The organism is Mesorhizobium sp. WSM4807 (genome assembly GCF_055811615.1).
In genome coordinates this window covers 221980-239199 of sequence record NZ_JBVVQY010000005.1, presented here as the reverse complement: position 1 = coordinate 239199, position 17220 = coordinate 221980, and the positions used below count along the sequence as shown (strand labels likewise).

Below are 17220 nucleotides of genomic sequence, written 5' to 3'. Positions count from 1 at the left end.
CGCTTTTTTCCGGAGCAAGAGGAACCCGGGCACACGGCCCGGGTTCGAAAAATCCGGTCAGGCGGCCTGTTCCAGTTCCGGCTGCCATTTTCCAAGCGCGGCCAGATGGTTCATGTGGGCGCGGTGGGCGAAGGCGGCCTGGGCAGCGGCGACGTTGGCCGCCTTGCCGCTCCACGCCTTCTGTGGCGCCGCCTGCAAGGCTCGGCCATAGGAGAAAGTCAATTTCCATGGATGCGGGCCGATGGCATTGATGGCATTGAGGTTGGCGGTCGCCTCCTCGTCCGATTGCCCGCCGGAGAGAAAGGCGATGCCCCCAATCGCGGCCGGCACCGTTTCGCGGAACAGTTTTATGGTCTTTTCGGCGACTTCCTCGGGGCTGCTGATCTTGCCCGACTTCTTGCCGGCGAGAACCATGTTCGGCTTCAGGATGGTGCCTTCGAGGACGACGCGAGCCGCGTAGAGCTCGGTGTAGAGTTTTGTCAGCGTTGCCTTGCTGATCTCGTAGCAGGTACCGATGTCATGGGCGCCGTCCATCAGCACCTCCGGCTCGACGATCGGCACGATGCGGGCCTCCGCGCAAAGCGCCGCATAGCGGGCGAGCGCATGGGCGTTCGAGCCGATCGACGTGGCGGAAGGCACGCCTTTGGCGACGTCGATGTCGATCACCGCACGCCATTTGGCGAAACGGGCGCCGAGCTTGTAATAGTCGGCGAGCCGCTCGCGCAAGCCGTCGAGGCCTTCGGTGATCGTATCGCCGGGGTACCCAGCCAGAGGCTTGGCGCCGGCATCGACCTTGATGCCTGGGATGGCGCCGGTCGCCTTGATGATGTCGACGAGCGGCGTGCCGTCCGCGGCCTTCTGGCGGATGGTCTCGTCATAGAGGATGACGCCGGAGATGTATCTGGTCATCGCCTCCTTGGCGCGGAACATCATCTCGCGATAGTCGCGGCGGCTGTCGGCGGTCGATTCGACGCCGATCACGTCGAAGCGCTTCTTGATGGTGCCGGAGCTTTCGTCGGCGGCCAAAAGACCCTTGCCGTCGGCCACCATCGCGGCGGCAATGTCCTCGAGACGTTCGCTCATTGTGCATCCTCCTGAAACAGTTGTTCCAAACTAGCAGACCACTAGTGCAAGGCAGGTTCAAGTCGAACCATTCCGAGTGGAAAACTCGAATCGATTGAAACGCGCAAACGCCCTCGTTCGCCTCTCGCCTCAGCGCTTCAGCACATCGACACCGGGCAGCGGCTTGCCCTCCATCCATTCCAGAAAGGCGCCGCCGGCGGTTGAGACGTAGGTGAAGTCGTCGGCCACGCCGGCATGGTTGAGTGCTGCCACCGTGTCGCCGCCGCCGGCGACCGAGATCAATTTGCCGGCCTTGGTGCGGGCCGCGGCGTGCTTGGCTGCCGCCACCGTCGCCCGGTCGAACGGCTCGATCTCGAAGGCGCCGAGCGGACCGTTCCAGACCAGCGTCGCGGCGCGGTCGATCCAGTCGGCAACGGTCTTCACGGTCTTTTCGCCGACATCGAGGATCATGGTGTCGGCCGGCACCTCTGATATGGCGACGGTTTCGCTGGCGGCGCCCGCCTTGAATTCCCTGGCGACGACACCGTCGACCGGCAGGATGACGGCGCAGCCGGCTTCGGCCGCCTCGATCATGATCTGCTTGGCGGTGTTGGCGAGATCATGCTCGCACAGTGATTTTCCGACATCGGTGCCGCGCGCGGCCAGGAAGGTGTTGGCCATGCCGCCGCCGATGACCAGCGCGTCGACCTTCTTCACCAAATTCATCAGCAGGTCGATCTTGCTCGAGACCTTGGCGCCGCCGACGATGGCGACGACAGGGCGCGCGGGATTGCCGAGGCCCTTTTCCAGGGCGTCGAGCTCGGCCTGCATGGTACGGCCGGCGAAAGCCGGCAGCAGGTGCGCAAGCCCTTCCGTCGACGAATGGGCACGGTGGGCGGCGGAAAAGGCGTCGTTGACGAAGACGTCGCCATTGGCGGCGAGCTTTTCGGTGAAGGCCGGGTCGTTCTTCTCCTCGCCCTTGTAGAAGCGGGTGTTTTCGAGCAGCAGCACATCGCCGTTGTTCATGGCGGCGACGGCGCTCGCGGCCTTGTCGCCGATGCAATCGGCCGCGAAGCCGACAGGGCAGCCGAGCACCTCCGCGGTCGCCTTGGCGATCGGCTCAAGCGAGAATTCGGGCGACGGTCCATCCTTGGGCCGGCCGAAATGGGCAAGCAGGATGACCTTGGCGCCCTTGCCGGAAAGCTCGGCGATGGTCGGCGCGATGCGCTCGATGCGGGTGGCGTCGGTGACCTTGCCGTCGGCGACAGGAACGTTGAGGTCGACGCGCACCAGCACGCGCTTGCCATCGATATTGCCAATGTCGTCCAGTGTCTTGAAGGCGGCCATGCTGTTCCCTTTCGCAAAAAACGCCGGGACCTTAACCCGCACCAACGACGATGCAAGACCTGCAATGGTGCTACGCGGAAAATATGACCACGGCCTGTGTCGGGAGCCGTCAGCCCCCGTCGGTTGCCTTTTCCACCGCCGGCTGTGGAGCGGGTTCCGCGTCCGCCGGCGCCTCGGCCCTCCGCTTTTTGATCCGCTTGCGCCAATTGCGCACAAAGGCAACGATGCGGTCGGCGATCTCGCCGGCACTCAGGAACACCGGCACCCGTGCCACCGGCGCGGTCGGCTCGAGGGAAAGACCGAGACCAGTAATCTTGCCCTTGTCGTCGACGTCGCGGACGATCAGCTCGATCGGACCAATCAGCACGCGGTCGGCATATTCGGCATGGCCGCCGAGCCGCTCCGTCACAAGGTCACCGACGGTCAGCTTGCGTTCCTCCTCGGTCAGGCCCGGCGCGTAAGCGGCTTCCAGTTCCGCGGCGGAGCGCGCCGGATCGACTGCGAAGGCGCCGAAGAAGTCCGCATCCTCGGGATCGACCACGGCGCGGCTGGCGAACAGCTTGTCGAGCAGTGCTGGATAGCGATCCGGCACGAAGATGTAGACATGGTCGCCGGCGGCGAGCCTGCCCATGTCCTGGAAGCGCATGGAGCGTCCGTCGCGCAGCACCAGTGATGGCCGCGCCCAGCGCGGAATGCGCTCACCGCGCGCCACCGGGCTGCCAGGTGCTACGCGATAGGCGAGCAGTTCGTGATGGGCGGAGCCCGGCAATTCGAGTTCGACCTTGTCCAACGGACCCAGGCGGGCCGGCACGATCAGGCCGAGGCGGCGCGCCAGCGGTCCGACGGTCCATCCCTGGATCACCAGCGACACCAGCACGACGATGAAGGCGGTGTTGAAGATGAGGCGGCCATTCTCAAGGCCGCCAAGCAGCGGCGTGATGGCGAGCAGGATCGACACGGCGCCACGCAGACCCACCCATGAGACGAAGGCGACTTCCGGGCGCGGCAGACGGAACGGCATCAGGCAGAGCCAGACGGCGATCGGCCGCGCCACGAATATCAGGAACAGGCCCAGCAGCACCGCCGGCAGCAGGATCGCCGGAAATTGCGAGGGCGTCGCGAACAGGCCGAGGATCAGGAACATGATGATCTGTGCCAGCCACGACATGCCGTCCTGGAAGCGCTTCAGGATGGTGACGGCGCGGATGTCGGAATTGCCGGCGATGAGGCCGGCGAGATAGACCGCCAGAAAACCGGAGCCGCCAATGGCGCCGGCGGCGGCGAACACCATCAGCGACAGCGTCAGCACGAAGATCGGCAGCAGCCCGTGGTCGAGATTGAGCCGGTCGACGAGGCGCACGATGGCGAGGCCGCCGAAAATCCCGACGATGGCGCCAAGCCCCATGTTGAGAAGGAAGCCGAGGACGAGGTCGGTAACCAGCACCCTGGCCTCGGGATTGGCGTTGGCGGCGATGATCTCGACCAGGCTGATGGTCAGGAAGATGGCGATCGGATCATTGGTGCCGGATTCCACCTCGAGCGTGGAACGCACGCGTTCGCGCAAATTGATCTCGCCGGCGCGCAACAGGAAGAACACGGCTGCCGCGTCGGTCGACGCGACAGCGGCACCGAGCAGGAAGGATTCCAGCCAGCTGAGATCGAGCAGATAGTGGGCGACGACGCCGAACAGGCCAGTGGTCAAAAGGACGCCGATAGTCGCCAGCGCCAGTGCCGGTCCCGCCGCCTGTCGCAAAGCGTTGAGCGGTGTGCCGAAACCGGAATCGAACAGGATGACCGCCAGCGCCAGTGAGCCGGCAAAATAAGCCAGCCGCGCATTGTCGAACTGGATGCCGAGGCCGTCGGTTCCCGTGGCCAGGCCAATGCAGAGAAACAGCAGCAAGAGAGGGGCGCCGAAGCGGAAGGCGATCAGGCTCGAAAACGCGGCGGCAACGACGAGTGCGGCGCCGACCAGTGTCACGAGATAGATCGCATGCTCCATCCGCCAATCGCCCCTCGAATTCGTGTTCCTCTCGCTTTACGAGAGAGTGAGGCGAAGACATGACCGCTGCAAGGCGGGAGGGTGGTTTTTTGCCCTATGCCGCTGATTTTTGAGTGTTTTGGCGCTCAAGGCGCGGTCTTGCCAATCAAACCGTCAGAGCGCCGTTTGCGCATCCAAAAGGGCGCTGGGCGCTCTCATGAAAACGCCCGGACAGAGCCGGGCGTTTTCAAGTCGCAATAAGATGGTTCTGCGATCAGGCGATGGTCTTGCCGAACGCGACGGCGGTGTCGGCCATGCGGTTGGAAAAACCCCATTCATTGTCGTACCAGGACAGCACCGAAACGAAGTTGCCGTCCATGACCTTGGTCTGGTCGAGCGCCATGATCGAGGAATGCGAATCGTGGTTGAAGTCGATCGATACGTTCGGGTGATGGGTAACGGCGAGAATGCCCTTCAGCTTGCCGTTGGAGGCGGCGATAACTGCCTCGTTGATCTCCTGCACGGTCGTCGGCCGCTTTGCGATGAACTTGAAATCGACGACCGAGACGTTCGGGGTCGGCACGCGAATGGAGATGCCGTCGAGCTTGCCCTTGAGGTCGGGCAGCACCAGGCCGATCGCCTTGGCCGCACCGGTCGAGGTCGGGATCTGCGACAGGGCCGCGGCGCGGGCGCGGTAGAGATCCTTATGCATGGTGTCCAGCGTCGGCTGGTCGCCGGTGTAGGAGTGGATCGTCGTCATCATACCCTTCTCGATGCCGACGGCCTCATGCAGCACGGCTGCCAGCGGCGCCAGGCAGTTGGTGGTGCAGGAGGCGTTCGAGATGACGATGTGGTCCTTGGTCAGCTTGTCATGGTTGATGCCATAGACGACGGTGAGGTCGGCGCCCTCCGCAGGCGCCGAGACGAGGACGCGCTTGGCGCCAGCGGTCAGATGCGCCGCGGCCTTGTCGCGGGCGGTGAAGATGCCGGTGCATTCGAGCGCAATGTCGATGCCGAGCTCCTTCCACGGCAACTGCGTCGGGTCCTTGATCGCGGTGACCTTGAATTTTTCGGTGCCGACGGTGATCTGGTCACCGTCAACCGTCACATCATGCGGGAAGCGGCCATGCACGCTGTCGAAGCGCAGCAGATGCGCGTTGGTCTCGACCGGGCCGAGGTCGTTGACGGCGACGACGTCAATGTCCTTGCGGCCGGATTCGTGGATGGCGCGCAGGATGTTGCGGCCGATGCGGCCGAATCCGTTGATGGCAACTCTGACGGTCATTTTTCTCTCCCTGGGAGTTGGAGGCCGAAGATCAAGTCCGCAGCTTCATAACGGCGGGCTGCCAAAGAATCCAGCCGTCGATGGGTTGGATTTAAGTCCACCAGGCGGAGGCTGCCCGCAAAACCGCTATGCGCGGTCTCGCGGGCGCCTGGCTTTACTCACCGTGCAGGCGGGCTTCCGCTGCCCTCACCGTCGCTTCGGCGGTGATGCCGAAATGCGGATAGAGCTGTTCGATCGTGCCAGAGGCGCCGAAGCCGGTCATGCCGATGAAGATGCCGTCGGTGCCGATGAAATGATCCCAGCCCTGGCGGATACCGGCTTCGATGGCGATCTTGATCGGTGCGTTGCCGATCGTCTTGTTGCGATAGTCGGCGCTCTGCTTGTCGAACAATTCGAAGCATGGGACAGAGACGACGCGGGTCGGATGGCCGCGCTTCTCCAATGCCTCGCGCGCCGCCAGCGCAATCTCGACCTCGGAACCCGAAGCAAAGATCGTCACCGCCGCATCGCCAGTGGCGGCGGCCAACTCATAGGCGCCCTGGCGGCTGAGGTTTTCCGCAACGAAGTCGTTGCGCACCGCCGGCAGGTTCTGCCGGGTCAGCGCCAGCGTCGAAGGCGTCTTTTCCTGTTCGATGGCCAATTGCCAGCATTCGGCGGTCTCGACCGCGTCGGCCGGGCGGAAGACATTGTGGTTCGGAATGGCGCGCAGCGCGGCCAGATGCTCGACCGGCTGATGGGTCGGGCCGTCTTCGCCGAGACCGATGGAATCATGGGTCATGACGAAGATCGAGCGGATGCCCATCAGCGAAGCAAGCCGCATCGATGGACGGGCGTAGTCGGAAAAGCACATGAACGTGCCGCCATAGGCGATGATGCCGCCATGCAGCGTCAGTCCGTTGAGCGCGGCCGCCATCCCGTGCTCGCGGACGCCGTAGTGAACGTAGCGCTGGCCGTAATCGTCTGATGTGATGTTCTTGGTCTGGCTGGTCTTGGTGTTGTTGGAGCCGGTCAGGTCGGCCGAGCCGCCGATGGTTTCCGGCACCGCGCCGTTGATGATTTCGAGCGCCATTTCCGACGATTTGCGGGTGGCGACCTTTGGCTTGTCCGTGCTGAGCTTCTTCTTGTAGTCGGTGATGACGGCGTCGAAATTCGCCGGCAACGTGCCACTGATGCGACGCTCGAATTCGCTGCGCAATTGGGCGTCGGCCTTGGCAAGGCGGCCTTCCCAGTCGGTGCGTGCCTTGATGCCCGTCTTGCCGGCGTCGCGCCAGGCATCGAGGATATCGGCAGGAAGCTCGAAAGGCGGATAATCCCAACCGAAGAATTTTCTCGCGCCGGCGATTTCCTCAGCGCCAAGCGGCGAGCCGTGTGCCTTGTTGGTGCCGGCCTTGGTCGGCGCGCCGAAGCCGATCGTCGTCTTGCAGGCGATCATCGTCGGCTTGTCGGAATGGCGGGCCGCCTCGATGGCATAGGCGATCGCTTCCGGATCCTGGCCGTCAATGTGGCTGGCGTTCCAACCGGATGCCTGGAAGCGGGCAACCTGATCGGTGTTGTCGGCCAGCGACACCGGGCCGTCGATCGAGATGTTGTTGTTGTCCCAAAAGACGATCAGCTTGTTCAGCTTGAGATGTCCGGCAAGTGCGATGGCCTCCTGGGAAACACCCTCCATCAGGCAGCCGTCGCCGGCCAGCACATAGGTGTAGTGGTCGACGAGGTCATTGCCGAAGGCGGCATTCATGATGCGCTCGCCGAGTGCGAAGCCGACCGAATTGGCAAGCCCCTGGCCGAGCGGGCCGGTCGTCGTCTCGATGCCGGCGGCATGGCCATATTCGGGATGACCAGCCGTCCTCGAACCCAACTGGCGGAAATGCTTGATCTGGTCGAGAGTGATGTCCTCATAACCGGTCAGATAGAGCAGCGAATAGAGCAGCATCGAACCGTGGCCGGCCGACAGGATGAAACGGTCGCGATCGGGCCAATGCGGGTTCTTCGGATCGTATTTCAGGAAACGCGTGAACAGCACCGTGGCAATGTCGGCGCAGCCCATGGGCAGGCCGGGGTGGCCGGACTGGGCCTTTTCGACGGCGTCCATGGAAAGAAAACGGATCGCATTGGCCATCCGGTCATGTCGTTCACGCGAGGTCATGCTTCCTCCAGTGTGGGGGTTTGGGGCCTTGGGAGAGCCCTGGAAAAGGGTGCGCGACACATAGCAGGCGCGGCTTTTTAGTCAACAAACCGGCGCGCTTTTGCCGATCTTGTTAGTCAATAAACCGGCGCTTTTGCCGGTCTTGTGATGGCGCCAGATGGGCCTTGGGGGCTCTACATTAGCGTTAGCAGGGGACAGTCGCGAGAGCTTTGTTGACGTTGGCTTCACACGGCGGGTAATGTTTCAGACATAACGCGTTCTGAACGTGGATGATTCGGTGATGGGCAGGGCGCAGGACGAAAGCCATGACCGGGGAAACGACACTCAAGGAAGTCATCGCCAGGCTGGGTAAGGCCATCGAGGGGCTGGAAAATGCCGTCGCGGCCAAGCTTGAGCACGAGCGCGATTATACGGAAGCCGAGGCGGAGGTGCAGCGCATGAACGCCGACCGCTCGCGGCTGGCGCAGGAACTCGACAATTCCGAAGCGCGCGCCGAACGGCTCGAAGACGCCAACAAGGAAGTGTCGCGTCGGCTGGTGACCGCCATGGAAACCATCCGCGCCGTGTTGGACAGATAGGGGGCTGGCCCAATGGCACAAGTCACGGTTTCCATCGACGGCAAGCAGTATCGCATGGCTTGCGACGAGGGCCAGGAAGAGCATCTGATCGACCTTGCCGAGCGCTTCGATCGCTATGTCTCGCATCTGAAGGATTCTTTCGGCGAGATCGGCGACCAGCGGCTTACGGTGATGGCCGGCATCATGGTCATGGACGAGCTTTCGGAATTGCAAAAACGCGTCAAGGGCATGGAAAGCGAAGTGCTGACGCTGCGCAAGACGCGTGACGATGCGCTGACCAAGGCCGACAAGAACGATTCCGTGCTGACCCAAGCGCTTGGCGCGCTCGCCCAGCGCATGGAAGACCTGGCGACGACGCTGGCGGTGAACAAGGGCTGAGCCAGCGCAGCGGAAATTCTTGCTGCCTTTGCCGAGAAGCAATGAAAATATTTTCGCAGTCGGCCTTGATGCCGGCGCAACAGGCGTTTGAAGGATGACGCCGGAGTGGTAGAAAGGCAAAAGCAGCGCCGGTCAGTGCCGGCTGCAATCTGCACTCACAGGGTAGGGACACGTCATGAGCCTCCGTATCAACGATACCGCGCCGGATTTCACGGCCGAAACCACGCAAGGGACGATCAGCTTCCACGACTGGATCGGTGACGGCTGGGCGGTGCTTTTCAGCCATCCGAAGAATTTCACGCCGGTCTGCACGACCGAACTCGGCACGATGGCCGGCCTGGAAGGCGAGTTCAAGAAGCGCAACGTCAAGATCATCGGCATTTCCGTCGACCCGGTCGAAAGCCATGGCAAATGGCAGGATGATATCAAGAAGGCGACCGGCCAATCGGTGAACTATCCGCTGATCGGCGACAAGGATCTCAAGGTCGCCAAGCTTTACGAGATGCTGCCGGCCGGCGCCGGCGAAACCTCGGAAGGGCGCACGCCCGCAGACAACGCGACGGTGCGTTCGGTCTACGTCATCGGCCCCGACAAGAAGATCAAGCTGGTTCTCACCTATCCGATGACCACCGGCCGCAACTTCGATGAGATCCTGCGCGCGATCGATTCCATACAGTTGACCGCCAAGCACCAGGTGGCGACGCCGGCGAACTGGAAGCAGGGCGAAGACGTCATCATCACCGCCGCTGTTTCCAATGAGGACGCGATCAAGCGTTTCGGCGCCTACGAGACGATCCTGCCGTATCTCCGGAAGACCAAGCAGCCCTCCGCCTGAGCGGCCAGGGCGGCACGGAAGGATTTTCGGCCTTTTTGCTTCGGCGAAGCATGCGGTGCTTGACGGCGTGGCGCTGGCGAATGACCATGCTCTTCTTTTACCCCGGCAGGGAAAACCATTCCTGCCGGGTGGGAGTTGAGGGAGCCGGGATTGGACGCAACATCGGCCAAGCTGCAGGTGGCAGGCTTTTACGACAAGCCGAGCGGGTCCATCCAGTATGTCGTCGCCGACCCGCAGACGCGACGATGCGCAATCATCGATCCGGTCCTCGATTTCGACGAGAGGTCCGGCGCCACGGCGACGAAAAATGCCGACGCTCTGCTCGATTTTATCAGGGAAAACGGGCTGGAGGTCGAGTGGATCCTCGACACGCACCCGCATGCGGACCATTTCTCGGCGGCCCACTATCTCAGCACGAAGACAGGAGCGCCCACCGCGATCGGCGAGAAGGTCGTCGGCGTCCAGAAATTGTGGAAGGCGATCTACAACTGGCCGGATTTTCCTGCCGACGGATCCCAGTGGAACAGGCTGTTTGCCGATGGCGAGACCTTTTCGGTCGGCGGCATTCCGGCAAAGGTGCTTTTTTCACCCGGCCACACGCTGGCCTCGATCACCTATGTGATCGGCGACGCCGCTTTCATCCATGATACGCTGTTCATGCCGGACAGCGGCACGGCGAGAGCGGACTTTCCCGGCGGCAGTGCGGCGCAACTCTGGCGCTCGATCCAGGATATCCTCGCGCTGCCGGACGAGACACGTCTGTTCGTCGGTCATGACTACCAGACGGGAGGACGCGAACCCTTGTGGGAGAGCACGGTCGCGGAACAGAAATCCAAGAACACCCATGCTGCCGCCTGCAGGACAGAGGCCGATTTCGTGGCATTGCGCGAGGCGCGCGACAGGACGCTGCCGATGCCGAGGCTGATCCTGCACGCACTGCAGGTCAACATGAATGGCGGGCGCTTGCCGGAACCGGAATCCAACGGCCGCCGCTATCTGAAGTTTCCGCTCGATTGCCTGTGATGAGATGGATCGCTGCTGGCACTACAACTCTAATTCAAACACGGCGCCGCCCCTCATCGCCCTGCCGGGCACTTCTCCCCGTATAGTGACAGTATAGTGACGGGGAGAAGGACGCTTTCACTGACGATTTCGCTAATTTTCGACGTTGCAAAAAAGAGTGGCGGCGGTGCCATCTGCCTCTTCTCCCCGTCGCTACGGAGAAGGTGGCGGCAGCCGGATGAGGAGCGGCGCAGACGTCAGCTAGTCTAGCTTCATGGTTTTGTTCGGCGGACTAAATGTTCATACGTGATTTGCCAAGGGTCGATCTCGGAAGATCTTTCCTCGCCGATCCAATGGAAGCTGTTGGCAGTGATCTCAGTGAAACGCCATCGAGTTTTCAGACCGCGCGAGTCAGTGCCGAGTTGGACAATGTCCTTACCCTCGGCCCGCCCGATCTGGCGCGAGTGATCTCGGTTGAGCGGGTCGTTCCATATGATGTGCCAGCCATCGATCCCAGGATCGAAGATGCGCAAAGTCGTGCCATACATCGTGGACGGCGCAGGGCGCTTGGGCCTGATCCAGACGTCCTGAATCGCGCGGCCTTCGAGCACCCAGCCAAAATGGCATTCTCCATTCCACTTCTGGATTGTGCCGTCGTCGAGGTAGTGGACCGTGTCCATTTCCCAGCTTCCAATTAGCCATCCGTACAGGTCCATGTCTTTCGCTCGGTCGGCTGGAGGACCTTCGGATCCGAGAGCGGTGAGAAACGGAGAAATCGTCATCGTCATACTGCCTTTGGTTTCCAAATAGGCGAGCTCAACTGCCCAGCGCAGCCGCGGCGGCCCATTGTCGCGCCCGCTTGCCGCAAGCGCCACCTTATGAAATTTCACGACGGAAGCCCGTGTCGGCGCCGGAACATTGCCGCCACAATTTGCAGCGTTGCGGTTTCCAGGGCTTGGGGAAAATTGCTATAATGCCGCATGAGCCGGCCAGGCTGATCACACCGATGATTGAGCGATTTATGGCGACGGATCGGGCGTTCGCGAAGGCGCGGCGGAACCCGCAACCCTAGCTAGAATATGGCACCAAGGGACAGTTCTCCCGGCAGTAGGAGGACCCATAAAAAAGGCGGCGCCAGTTACCTGACGCCGCCTTTATTTGTTTCCGTCGGAAGGCTTTACGCCGCCGGCTGCGCCTCGATGGTGCGTAGCGCCTGCATCTGGCGCTTGGCTGCGGCCTTGACCGCGTCCTGCACCTTCTCGAAGGCGCGCACCTCGATCTGGCGCACGCGCTCGCGGCTGATGTCGAACTCGGACGACAGCTCTTCCAATGTCAGCGGCTCCTCGGCCAGGCGGCGCGCCTCGAAGATGCGCCGCTCGCGCTCATTGAGCACGGCCAGAGCGCCCGACAGCATGCCGCGCCGGTTTTCCAGTTCGTCCTGCTCGATCAGCGCTTCTTCCTGGCTTTCGTGGTCGTCGACGAGCCAGTCCTGCCATTCACCAGATTCACCTTCGCTCGCCCGGATCGGTGCGTTGAGCGAGGCGTCGCCCGACAGGCGGCGGTTCATCGACACCACCTCCGCTTCGGACACGTTGAGGCGGGTGGCGATCTCGGTGATCTGGTCAGGCTTCAAATCGCCGTCGTCGAGCGCCTGGATCTTGCCCTTCACCTTGCGCAGGTTGAAGAACAGGCGCTTCTGGTTGGCGGTCGTGCCCATCTTGACCAGGCTCCACGAGCGCAGGATGTATTCCTGGATCGAGGCCTTGATCCACCACATTGCGTAGGTGGCGAGCCGGAAGCCGCGCTCCGGTTCGAATTTCTTGACGGCCTGCATCAGGCCGACATTGCCTTCCGAGATCACCTCGCCGATCGGCAGGCCGTAGCCGCGATAGCCCATGGCGATCTTGGCGACGAGCCGAAGGTGGCTGGTGACGAGCTTGTGCGCAGCCGTGGTGTCCTCATGCTCGGCGTAACGCTTGGCGAGCATGTACTCTTCCTGCGGCTGAAGCATCGGAAAGCGACGGATTTCTTCCAGGTAGCGGCTGAGGCCGCCTTCGCCGGAAACGATACTGGGTAATGATTGGGCCATGATAGCGCCCCTCTCTCTTGGAGTGGTGCCCCCGAAATTCGGCAGGCATATATCGCGAACGCCAAAGGCTCGTTCGCGACAACCGGTGTATATAGGAACAAAACCAGAAAGGACAGCATTGGTTCAACACGAAACAGTGTGTCACGCCAAAGTGAACAACGCCGGTCAGGTTTTTGCCGATCAGGTTTTGAATGGATGGAAGGCGGTTCAGAGTATGCGAAAGCCGTCAACGAGTTCCTCCATCTCCCTCGGTGCAGGCGCCTCGAACCTCATCGTTAGATGGGTAGTCGGATGCCGAAATTCAAGCAGGCGGGCATGCAACGCCTGTCGCGGAAATGCCTTCACCCGACCTTTCAGCGGCTCGGGCAGCCGGTTCGCCTTGGTGCGAAAGGCCTGGCCGTAATCGGGATCGCCGACCACCGGATGGCCGATATGGGCCATGTGGACGCGGATTTGATGGGTGCGACCGGTCTCGAGCCGGCATTCGACCAGGCTCGCCGCGGCAAATTCCATTTGCTGCTCGCCAAAGCGCTCGATCACGGTGAAATGGGTGACGGCATGGCGGGCATCGTCGCGGCCCTCCGGCACCACGGCGCGGCGCACGCGGTCGGCGGCGCGGCCGAGCGGCTCGTCGACCGTGCCTGTCGGTCTCGTCGGGATGCCCCAGACCAGGGCCAGATAGGCGCGTTTGAGATCGCCGGTCAGGCCATGGTCGGCAAAGGCCTCCGACAATGATTTGTGGGCACGGTCGGTCTTGGCGACGACCATGACACCGCTGGTCTCCTTGTCCAGGCGGTGGACGATGCCAGGCCGACGCACACCGCCGATGCCGGAAAGACTGTCACCGCAATGGTGGATCAGAGCATTGACCAGCGTGCCGGTCCAGTTGCCGGCACCCGGATGGACGACCAGCCCCGGCGGTTTGTTGATGACGATCAATTCGTTGTCTTCATAGAGGACGTCGAGCGGGATGTTCTCGCCTTGCGGCTCCGCCGGCTCCGGCTGCGGCATGTCGACCGACACGCGGTCACCGGCCGCCATCTTGCGCTTCGTCTCGTTGACCGGCTGGCCGCCGACCTTGACCGCGCCCTGCCTGATCAGCATCTGCACCCGGCTGCGCGACATGTCCGGACCGAGCTTGCCAGCCAGCCATTGGTCGAGGCGCTGGCCGGCCGCATCGGGACCGGCTTCCAGCACTATTGATCCCCCGTTTGGCGATCCCCCGCCTGGCGATCCGCCCTCCATTAATCCATCCTCTATCAATATGGGGGCCTCTTCGTTATGAGCGCTCATCGAAAATCGTTCTGGAATGTTTGCCATGGCTGCTGCCGACGAAGACGAGGAAAAGCCGCTCGACCCCGAAGTCGAAAAGGTGCGCAAGAAGCTCGTCCGCTTCGTCGCCATCAATCTCGGCCTGCTGTTCCTCGCCCTTATGGTGGTGATCGCAGCCCTTGTCTACAAAACGCGCACCGCGCCACCAGCAGCCCCATCCCTTGCCGGCGACATCCAGGTGCCGGCCGGCGAGCCGCTGACCGGCGACATCGTGCTGCCGGTCGGCGCCAAGGTCATCAGCCAGTCGCTCTCCGGCAACCGCGTCTCCATCGATGCGGAGCTTGCCGACGGCAGCCGCGCCATTTTTGTCTACGACTTCACCGAGCGCCGTATCATCGGTCGCTTTTCGATCCGCAACAAATGACTGCTTTTGCGGAAAATCGCCGCATCGCCACGGTCGCGCTTGTCGTTCCCAATTACGACGAGGCGATCGCCTGGTATGTCGACAGGTTGGGCTTTTTGCTCACCGAGGACGTCGATCTGGGCGGCGGCAAGCGCTGGGTCACGGTGGCGCCGGCCAACGGACAAGGTGCGCGGCTGCTGCTGGCCGAAGCGTCGGACGATATGCAAGCAAGCCGCATCGGCAATCAGACCGGCGGCCGCGTCTTTTTGTTTCTCGAAACCGATGATTTTGTCCGCGACCACGCGACGATGCTCGAAAAGGGCGTCGAATTCCGTGAGGCTCCCCGCCACGAGGCCTATGGCACAGTGGCGGTTTTCGCCGATTTCTATGGAAATCTCTGGGACTTGATCGAACCAAAACGATAGGTTTGCAACAGGTGTTTTTCCGGGGACCATCGACTGTCCGAAGCCCAGTTGCTTTTTCCCGGCCGTCAGCCTATATCGCCGGTTCTTGAACGCGCCCATCGTCTAGCGGTCAGGACACCGCCCTCTCACGGCGGGAACAGGGGTTCGATTCCCCTTGGGCGTACCAGCAAAATCAAGCACTTAAGCCTAACCGGCCAGATTTCATCGAATATCTACCGAATAAACCCCCGCGAATTTCCGTGAATAGATTCGGCGTGAGCCGGAACCGCTTTGTTGCTTTTCAACGGTTCCCTGCCACTATCGGCAGCTCCACGCGACATGACATCAAGCGATGACCCACCACAGCCCCAACTTGCAGGGCAGGTGACAAAAAAATTTGTGATTCTGGATCAACGGGTTGCTAACCAAAACGGCCATTTCCGTCCGATTTTGGCCAAACCGGTTATTGCCTTGTTGAGGAGGATAGGCCATATCTCCACGCAACAACACCCGCCACGCCTCGGACAAAGCCTCGGCTTTGCACTGCGCACCCTGGCGGGTTTTTTCTTTTTGGCGAACGAGATCTATTAGGCATGAAGTTCACAAAGCCTTCGCTCTCTATCGCTGACCAAATCGCCCGGATCGAAGGTCGCGGAATGGCTGTGCCGGATCACGCGATCGCCGGCCACTGTCTTCAGCACATAAGTTACTACCGGCTTCGAGCATATTGATTACCCTTCGAAGAGGCCGCGCCATCCCCAGGAGAACATAGGTTCACAGATGGCACCTCTTTCGATGACGTGCTTGCACTCTACGTTTTCGATAGACGGCTTCGACTGCTTGTTATGGACGCGGTGGAGCGGATTGAGGTGTCCCTACGTGGCGCCTGGGCAAACCATCTAGCGATGAAATATGGGCCGCATGGGTACCTCGACCCGACGCTATACCGCCGCACAGACCGCTTTGCTCAAGCATTTGCGCAGCTCATCGAGGATATTAAGCGATCAAAGGACACGTTCATCGTTCATTACAAGAACAAGTATGACGACCCAGAACACCCGCCAATCTGGATGACCGCAGAGGTTATTTCGCTCGGGCAGCTTTCAATGTGGTTGAGCAATTTGAAGCATCGATCCGACCGTCAGACCATAGCAAAGGCATTCGGCCTTGACGAAATGATTTTGGTTTCCTTGGCACACCACCTTACGTATGTACGGAACATCTGCGCTCATCACGGACGCCTCTGGAATAAACAGATCACGGTGAAAATGACCGTGCCCAAATATCCAGCCAGCCTGAAATTGGCTATGAATTCGGCTGTTCTTGGCCGGATCTATAACACGCTGGCAGTGCTAGGCTATCTAATGGGCATTGTAGCGCCGGGATCGCGCTGGCGCGGAGACTTGATCGAGCTGATAGATTCGTGCCCGTTGGCGGAGCCTGCTGCAATCGGCTTTCCGCAGCACTGGAAAACATTTCCGGCTTGGCGCATTTAGGTAAAAAGCCCGCTAGCAAAACGGTAGCGGGTTATGGCCCTCATTTGGGACGTGTTAGATCCAGCGGTCCCGGCGCTGGTCGCCGGCCACAAGAACAAGGCCCAACAGCAAGCCTACAGCCGCGCCTAGCATGAAGGCGGACGACACCGTGCCAGGATTTTCTTGAACGAGACCGGAAGCCGTAGACGCCCTTTTCCGAAGTGCTTGCGTTGTCCGAGACACGCTATCGGCCGCGCCCTCATACCAACCAGTGGCTTCCTCGACCACCTCTTCAGCGCGCTCCGCGAGTGTCCGATTGATCTTGTTGATCTCGCGCTTCAGCTGCGCAACTTGCTTCTCCAAGGCTTCCTGAGCTTCGCGCTGCGTCTCCGTCGCGGCTTCGTTTGGGTCGTCGGCCATTGTGATCTCCCTTTGGGTGGGCTCAACGGCCGCCGCAGCGTAAGGTTCCTCAGCGACAAAAAAGCCCGCCACCGTGAAGGCAGCGGGCTTGCTGGTGTGCGGGTTAGTGCTTGTCGCTGCCGTCGCGGTCGGCTGTTGTCGAATGGGCATTCGCGAAGGCGGATTGGCATCGGGTTGGTTTCCGTTCAATCTCGATCGGTGCGGCGCTCATATTCCCCGTGCCCTCTTCCAGTCCATTTGATTTTGCTGACACCGGATTCTGACAAAATCCCTGATCGATTGAAAATCGTCGCCACGGGCGCACCTCTCTTTGACAGCGGCGATGATCGCTAGAATTTCTATCCTCAATCGGTGTGCCTCTTCCGGCGGCAGCTCCAGCAGCATTGCATCGAGACTTTCTTCCGCGTAGCTGGGATCGCGTCAGCGACAGACGGCGCTGCGGTCGCGTCGATGATCGTTGAAGCGGCAGCCAAGGCCGCCGCAGCGGCAGCGGCAGTTGAAGTAGCCGCGAGGCCAAGCAGAGGGCGGCGGCGGTTGATATCGGGC

The 17220-nt window shown here is 61.5% G+C and carries 16 protein-coding genes, 1 tRNA gene and 2 pseudogenes; 10 read left to right on the top strand and 9 right to left on the bottom strand.

Annotation, left to right across the window (positions count from 1 at the left end; genetic code table 11):
• Positions 1-57: 57 nt before the first annotated feature.
• The 5 genes from AC0L3N_RS08990 to tkt form a co-directional block, all read right to left on the bottom strand.
• Complete coding sequence (locus tag AC0L3N_RS08990; RefSeq protein ID WP_473547152.1) at positions 58-1083, bottom strand: class I fructose-bisphosphate aldolase; 1026 nt, start codon at positions 1081-1083, stop codon at positions 58-60.
• 129 nt (positions 1084-1212) lie between these two features.
• Positions 1213-2409: a phosphoglycerate kinase gene (locus AC0L3N_RS08985; protein ID WP_473547150.1), complete on the bottom strand. Its 1197-nt coding sequence runs from the start codon at positions 2407-2409 to the stop codon at positions 1213-1215.
• A gap of 109 nt (positions 2410-2518) precedes the next feature.
• The gene (locus tag AC0L3N_RS08980) at positions 2519-4408 is read right to left on the bottom strand and encodes a potassium/proton antiporter (RefSeq protein ID WP_473547148.1); all 1890 of its coding nucleotides are present in this window, start codon (positions 4406-4408) and stop codon (positions 2519-2521) included.
• A gap of 253 nt (positions 4409-4661) precedes the next feature.
• On the bottom strand, positions 4662-5672 hold the full coding sequence (gene gap, locus AC0L3N_RS08975; protein ID WP_473547146.1) for a type I glyceraldehyde-3-phosphate dehydrogenase: 1011 nt from the start codon (positions 5670-5672) through the stop codon (positions 4662-4664).
• A 154-nt stretch (positions 5673-5826) separates the two neighbouring features.
• Entirely contained in the window at positions 5827-7818 is a 1992-nt protein-coding gene (gene tkt / locus AC0L3N_RS08970) for a transketolase (RefSeq protein WP_473547144.1), read from the bottom strand.
• Positions 7819-8123: 305 nt separating this feature from the next.
• Here tkt and AC0L3N_RS08965 point away from each other — a divergent pair, with 305 nt between their 5' ends.
• From AC0L3N_RS08965 to AC0L3N_RS08950, 4 genes are all read left to right on the top strand, one after another.
• A complete protein-coding gene (locus AC0L3N_RS08965; protein ID WP_023797069.1) occupies positions 8124-8396 on the top strand; it encodes a DUF4164 domain-containing protein in 273 nt (90 codons plus the stop codon).
• Positions 8397-8408: 12 nt separating this feature from the next.
• Positions 8409-8774, top strand: a complete 366-nt coding sequence (locus AC0L3N_RS08960; RefSeq protein ID WP_095495292.1) for a cell division protein ZapA — start codon at positions 8409-8411, stop codon at positions 8772-8774.
• A 175-nt stretch (positions 8775-8949) separates the two neighbouring features.
• Positions 8950-9609 (top strand): peroxiredoxin, encoded by a 660-nt coding sequence (locus AC0L3N_RS08955; RefSeq protein WP_258121696.1) that lies wholly within the window; start codon positions 8950-8952, stop codon positions 9607-9609.
• A gap of 150 nt (positions 9610-9759) precedes the next feature.
• Positions 9760-10632, top strand: coding sequence for an MBL fold metallo-hydrolase (locus AC0L3N_RS08950; protein ID WP_473547142.1), 873 nt, complete (start codon positions 9760-9762; stop codon positions 10630-10632).
• A gap of 251 nt (positions 10633-10883) precedes the next feature.
• Here the strand turns inward: AC0L3N_RS08950 and AC0L3N_RS08945 are convergent, their stop codons facing one another.
• Positions 10884-11501 (bottom strand): hypothetical protein, encoded by a 618-nt coding sequence (locus AC0L3N_RS08945; protein WP_473547140.1) that lies wholly within the window; start codon positions 11499-11501, stop codon positions 10884-10886.
• Between the two features lie 92 nt (positions 11502-11593).
• Between AC0L3N_RS08945 and AC0L3N_RS08940 the strand changes: the two are divergent.
• Positions 11594-11683, top strand: a pseudogene (locus AC0L3N_RS08940) (DUF2274 domain-containing protein); the annotation flags it as partial.
• Between the two features lie 105 nt (positions 11684-11788).
• On the opposite strand, the gene rpoH reads toward AC0L3N_RS08940, so the two are convergent.
• Positions 11789-12700, bottom strand: coding sequence for an RNA polymerase sigma factor RpoH (gene rpoH / locus AC0L3N_RS08935; RefSeq protein ID WP_095495287.1), 912 nt, complete (start codon positions 12698-12700; stop codon positions 11789-11791).
• Positions 12701-12907: 207 nt separating this feature from the next.
• Positions 12908-13993, bottom strand: coding sequence for an RluA family pseudouridine synthase (locus AC0L3N_RS08930; protein ID WP_473547138.1), 1086 nt, complete (start codon positions 13991-13993; stop codon positions 12908-12910).
• 25 nt (positions 13994-14018) lie between these two features.
• Here AC0L3N_RS08930 and AC0L3N_RS08925 point away from each other — a divergent pair, with 25 nt between their 5' ends.
• From AC0L3N_RS08925 to AC0L3N_RS08905, 5 genes and pseudogenes are all read left to right on the top strand, one after another.
• Positions 14019-14396 (top strand): fimbrial protein, encoded by a 378-nt coding sequence (locus tag AC0L3N_RS08925; protein ID WP_473547136.1) that lies wholly within the window; start codon positions 14019-14021, stop codon positions 14394-14396.
• On the top strand, positions 14393-14800 hold the full coding sequence (locus AC0L3N_RS08920) for a VOC family protein (protein WP_473547134.1): 408 nt from the start codon (positions 14393-14395) through the stop codon (positions 14798-14800). The genes AC0L3N_RS08925 and AC0L3N_RS08920 overlap by 4 nt, the downstream gene beginning before the upstream one ends.
• Positions 14801-14891: 91 nt before the next feature.
• Positions 14892-14966 (top strand) — tRNA-Glu (locus AC0L3N_RS08915).
• A gap of 104 nt (positions 14967-15070) precedes the next feature.
• Positions 15071-15370, top strand: a complete 300-nt coding sequence (locus AC0L3N_RS08910; RefSeq protein WP_473547132.1) for a hypothetical protein — start codon at positions 15071-15073, stop codon at positions 15368-15370.
• A 155-nt stretch (positions 15371-15525) separates the two neighbouring features.
• Positions 15526-16275, top strand: a pseudogene (locus tag AC0L3N_RS08905) (Abi family protein); the annotation flags it as partial.
• A 54-nt stretch (positions 16276-16329) separates the two neighbouring features.
• Here AC0L3N_RS08905 and AC0L3N_RS08900 read toward each other — a convergent pair.
• Entirely contained in the window at positions 16330-16674 is a 345-nt protein-coding gene (locus AC0L3N_RS08900) for a hypothetical protein (RefSeq protein WP_473547130.1), read from the bottom strand.
• Between the last annotated feature and the right edge of the window lie 546 nt (positions 16675-17220).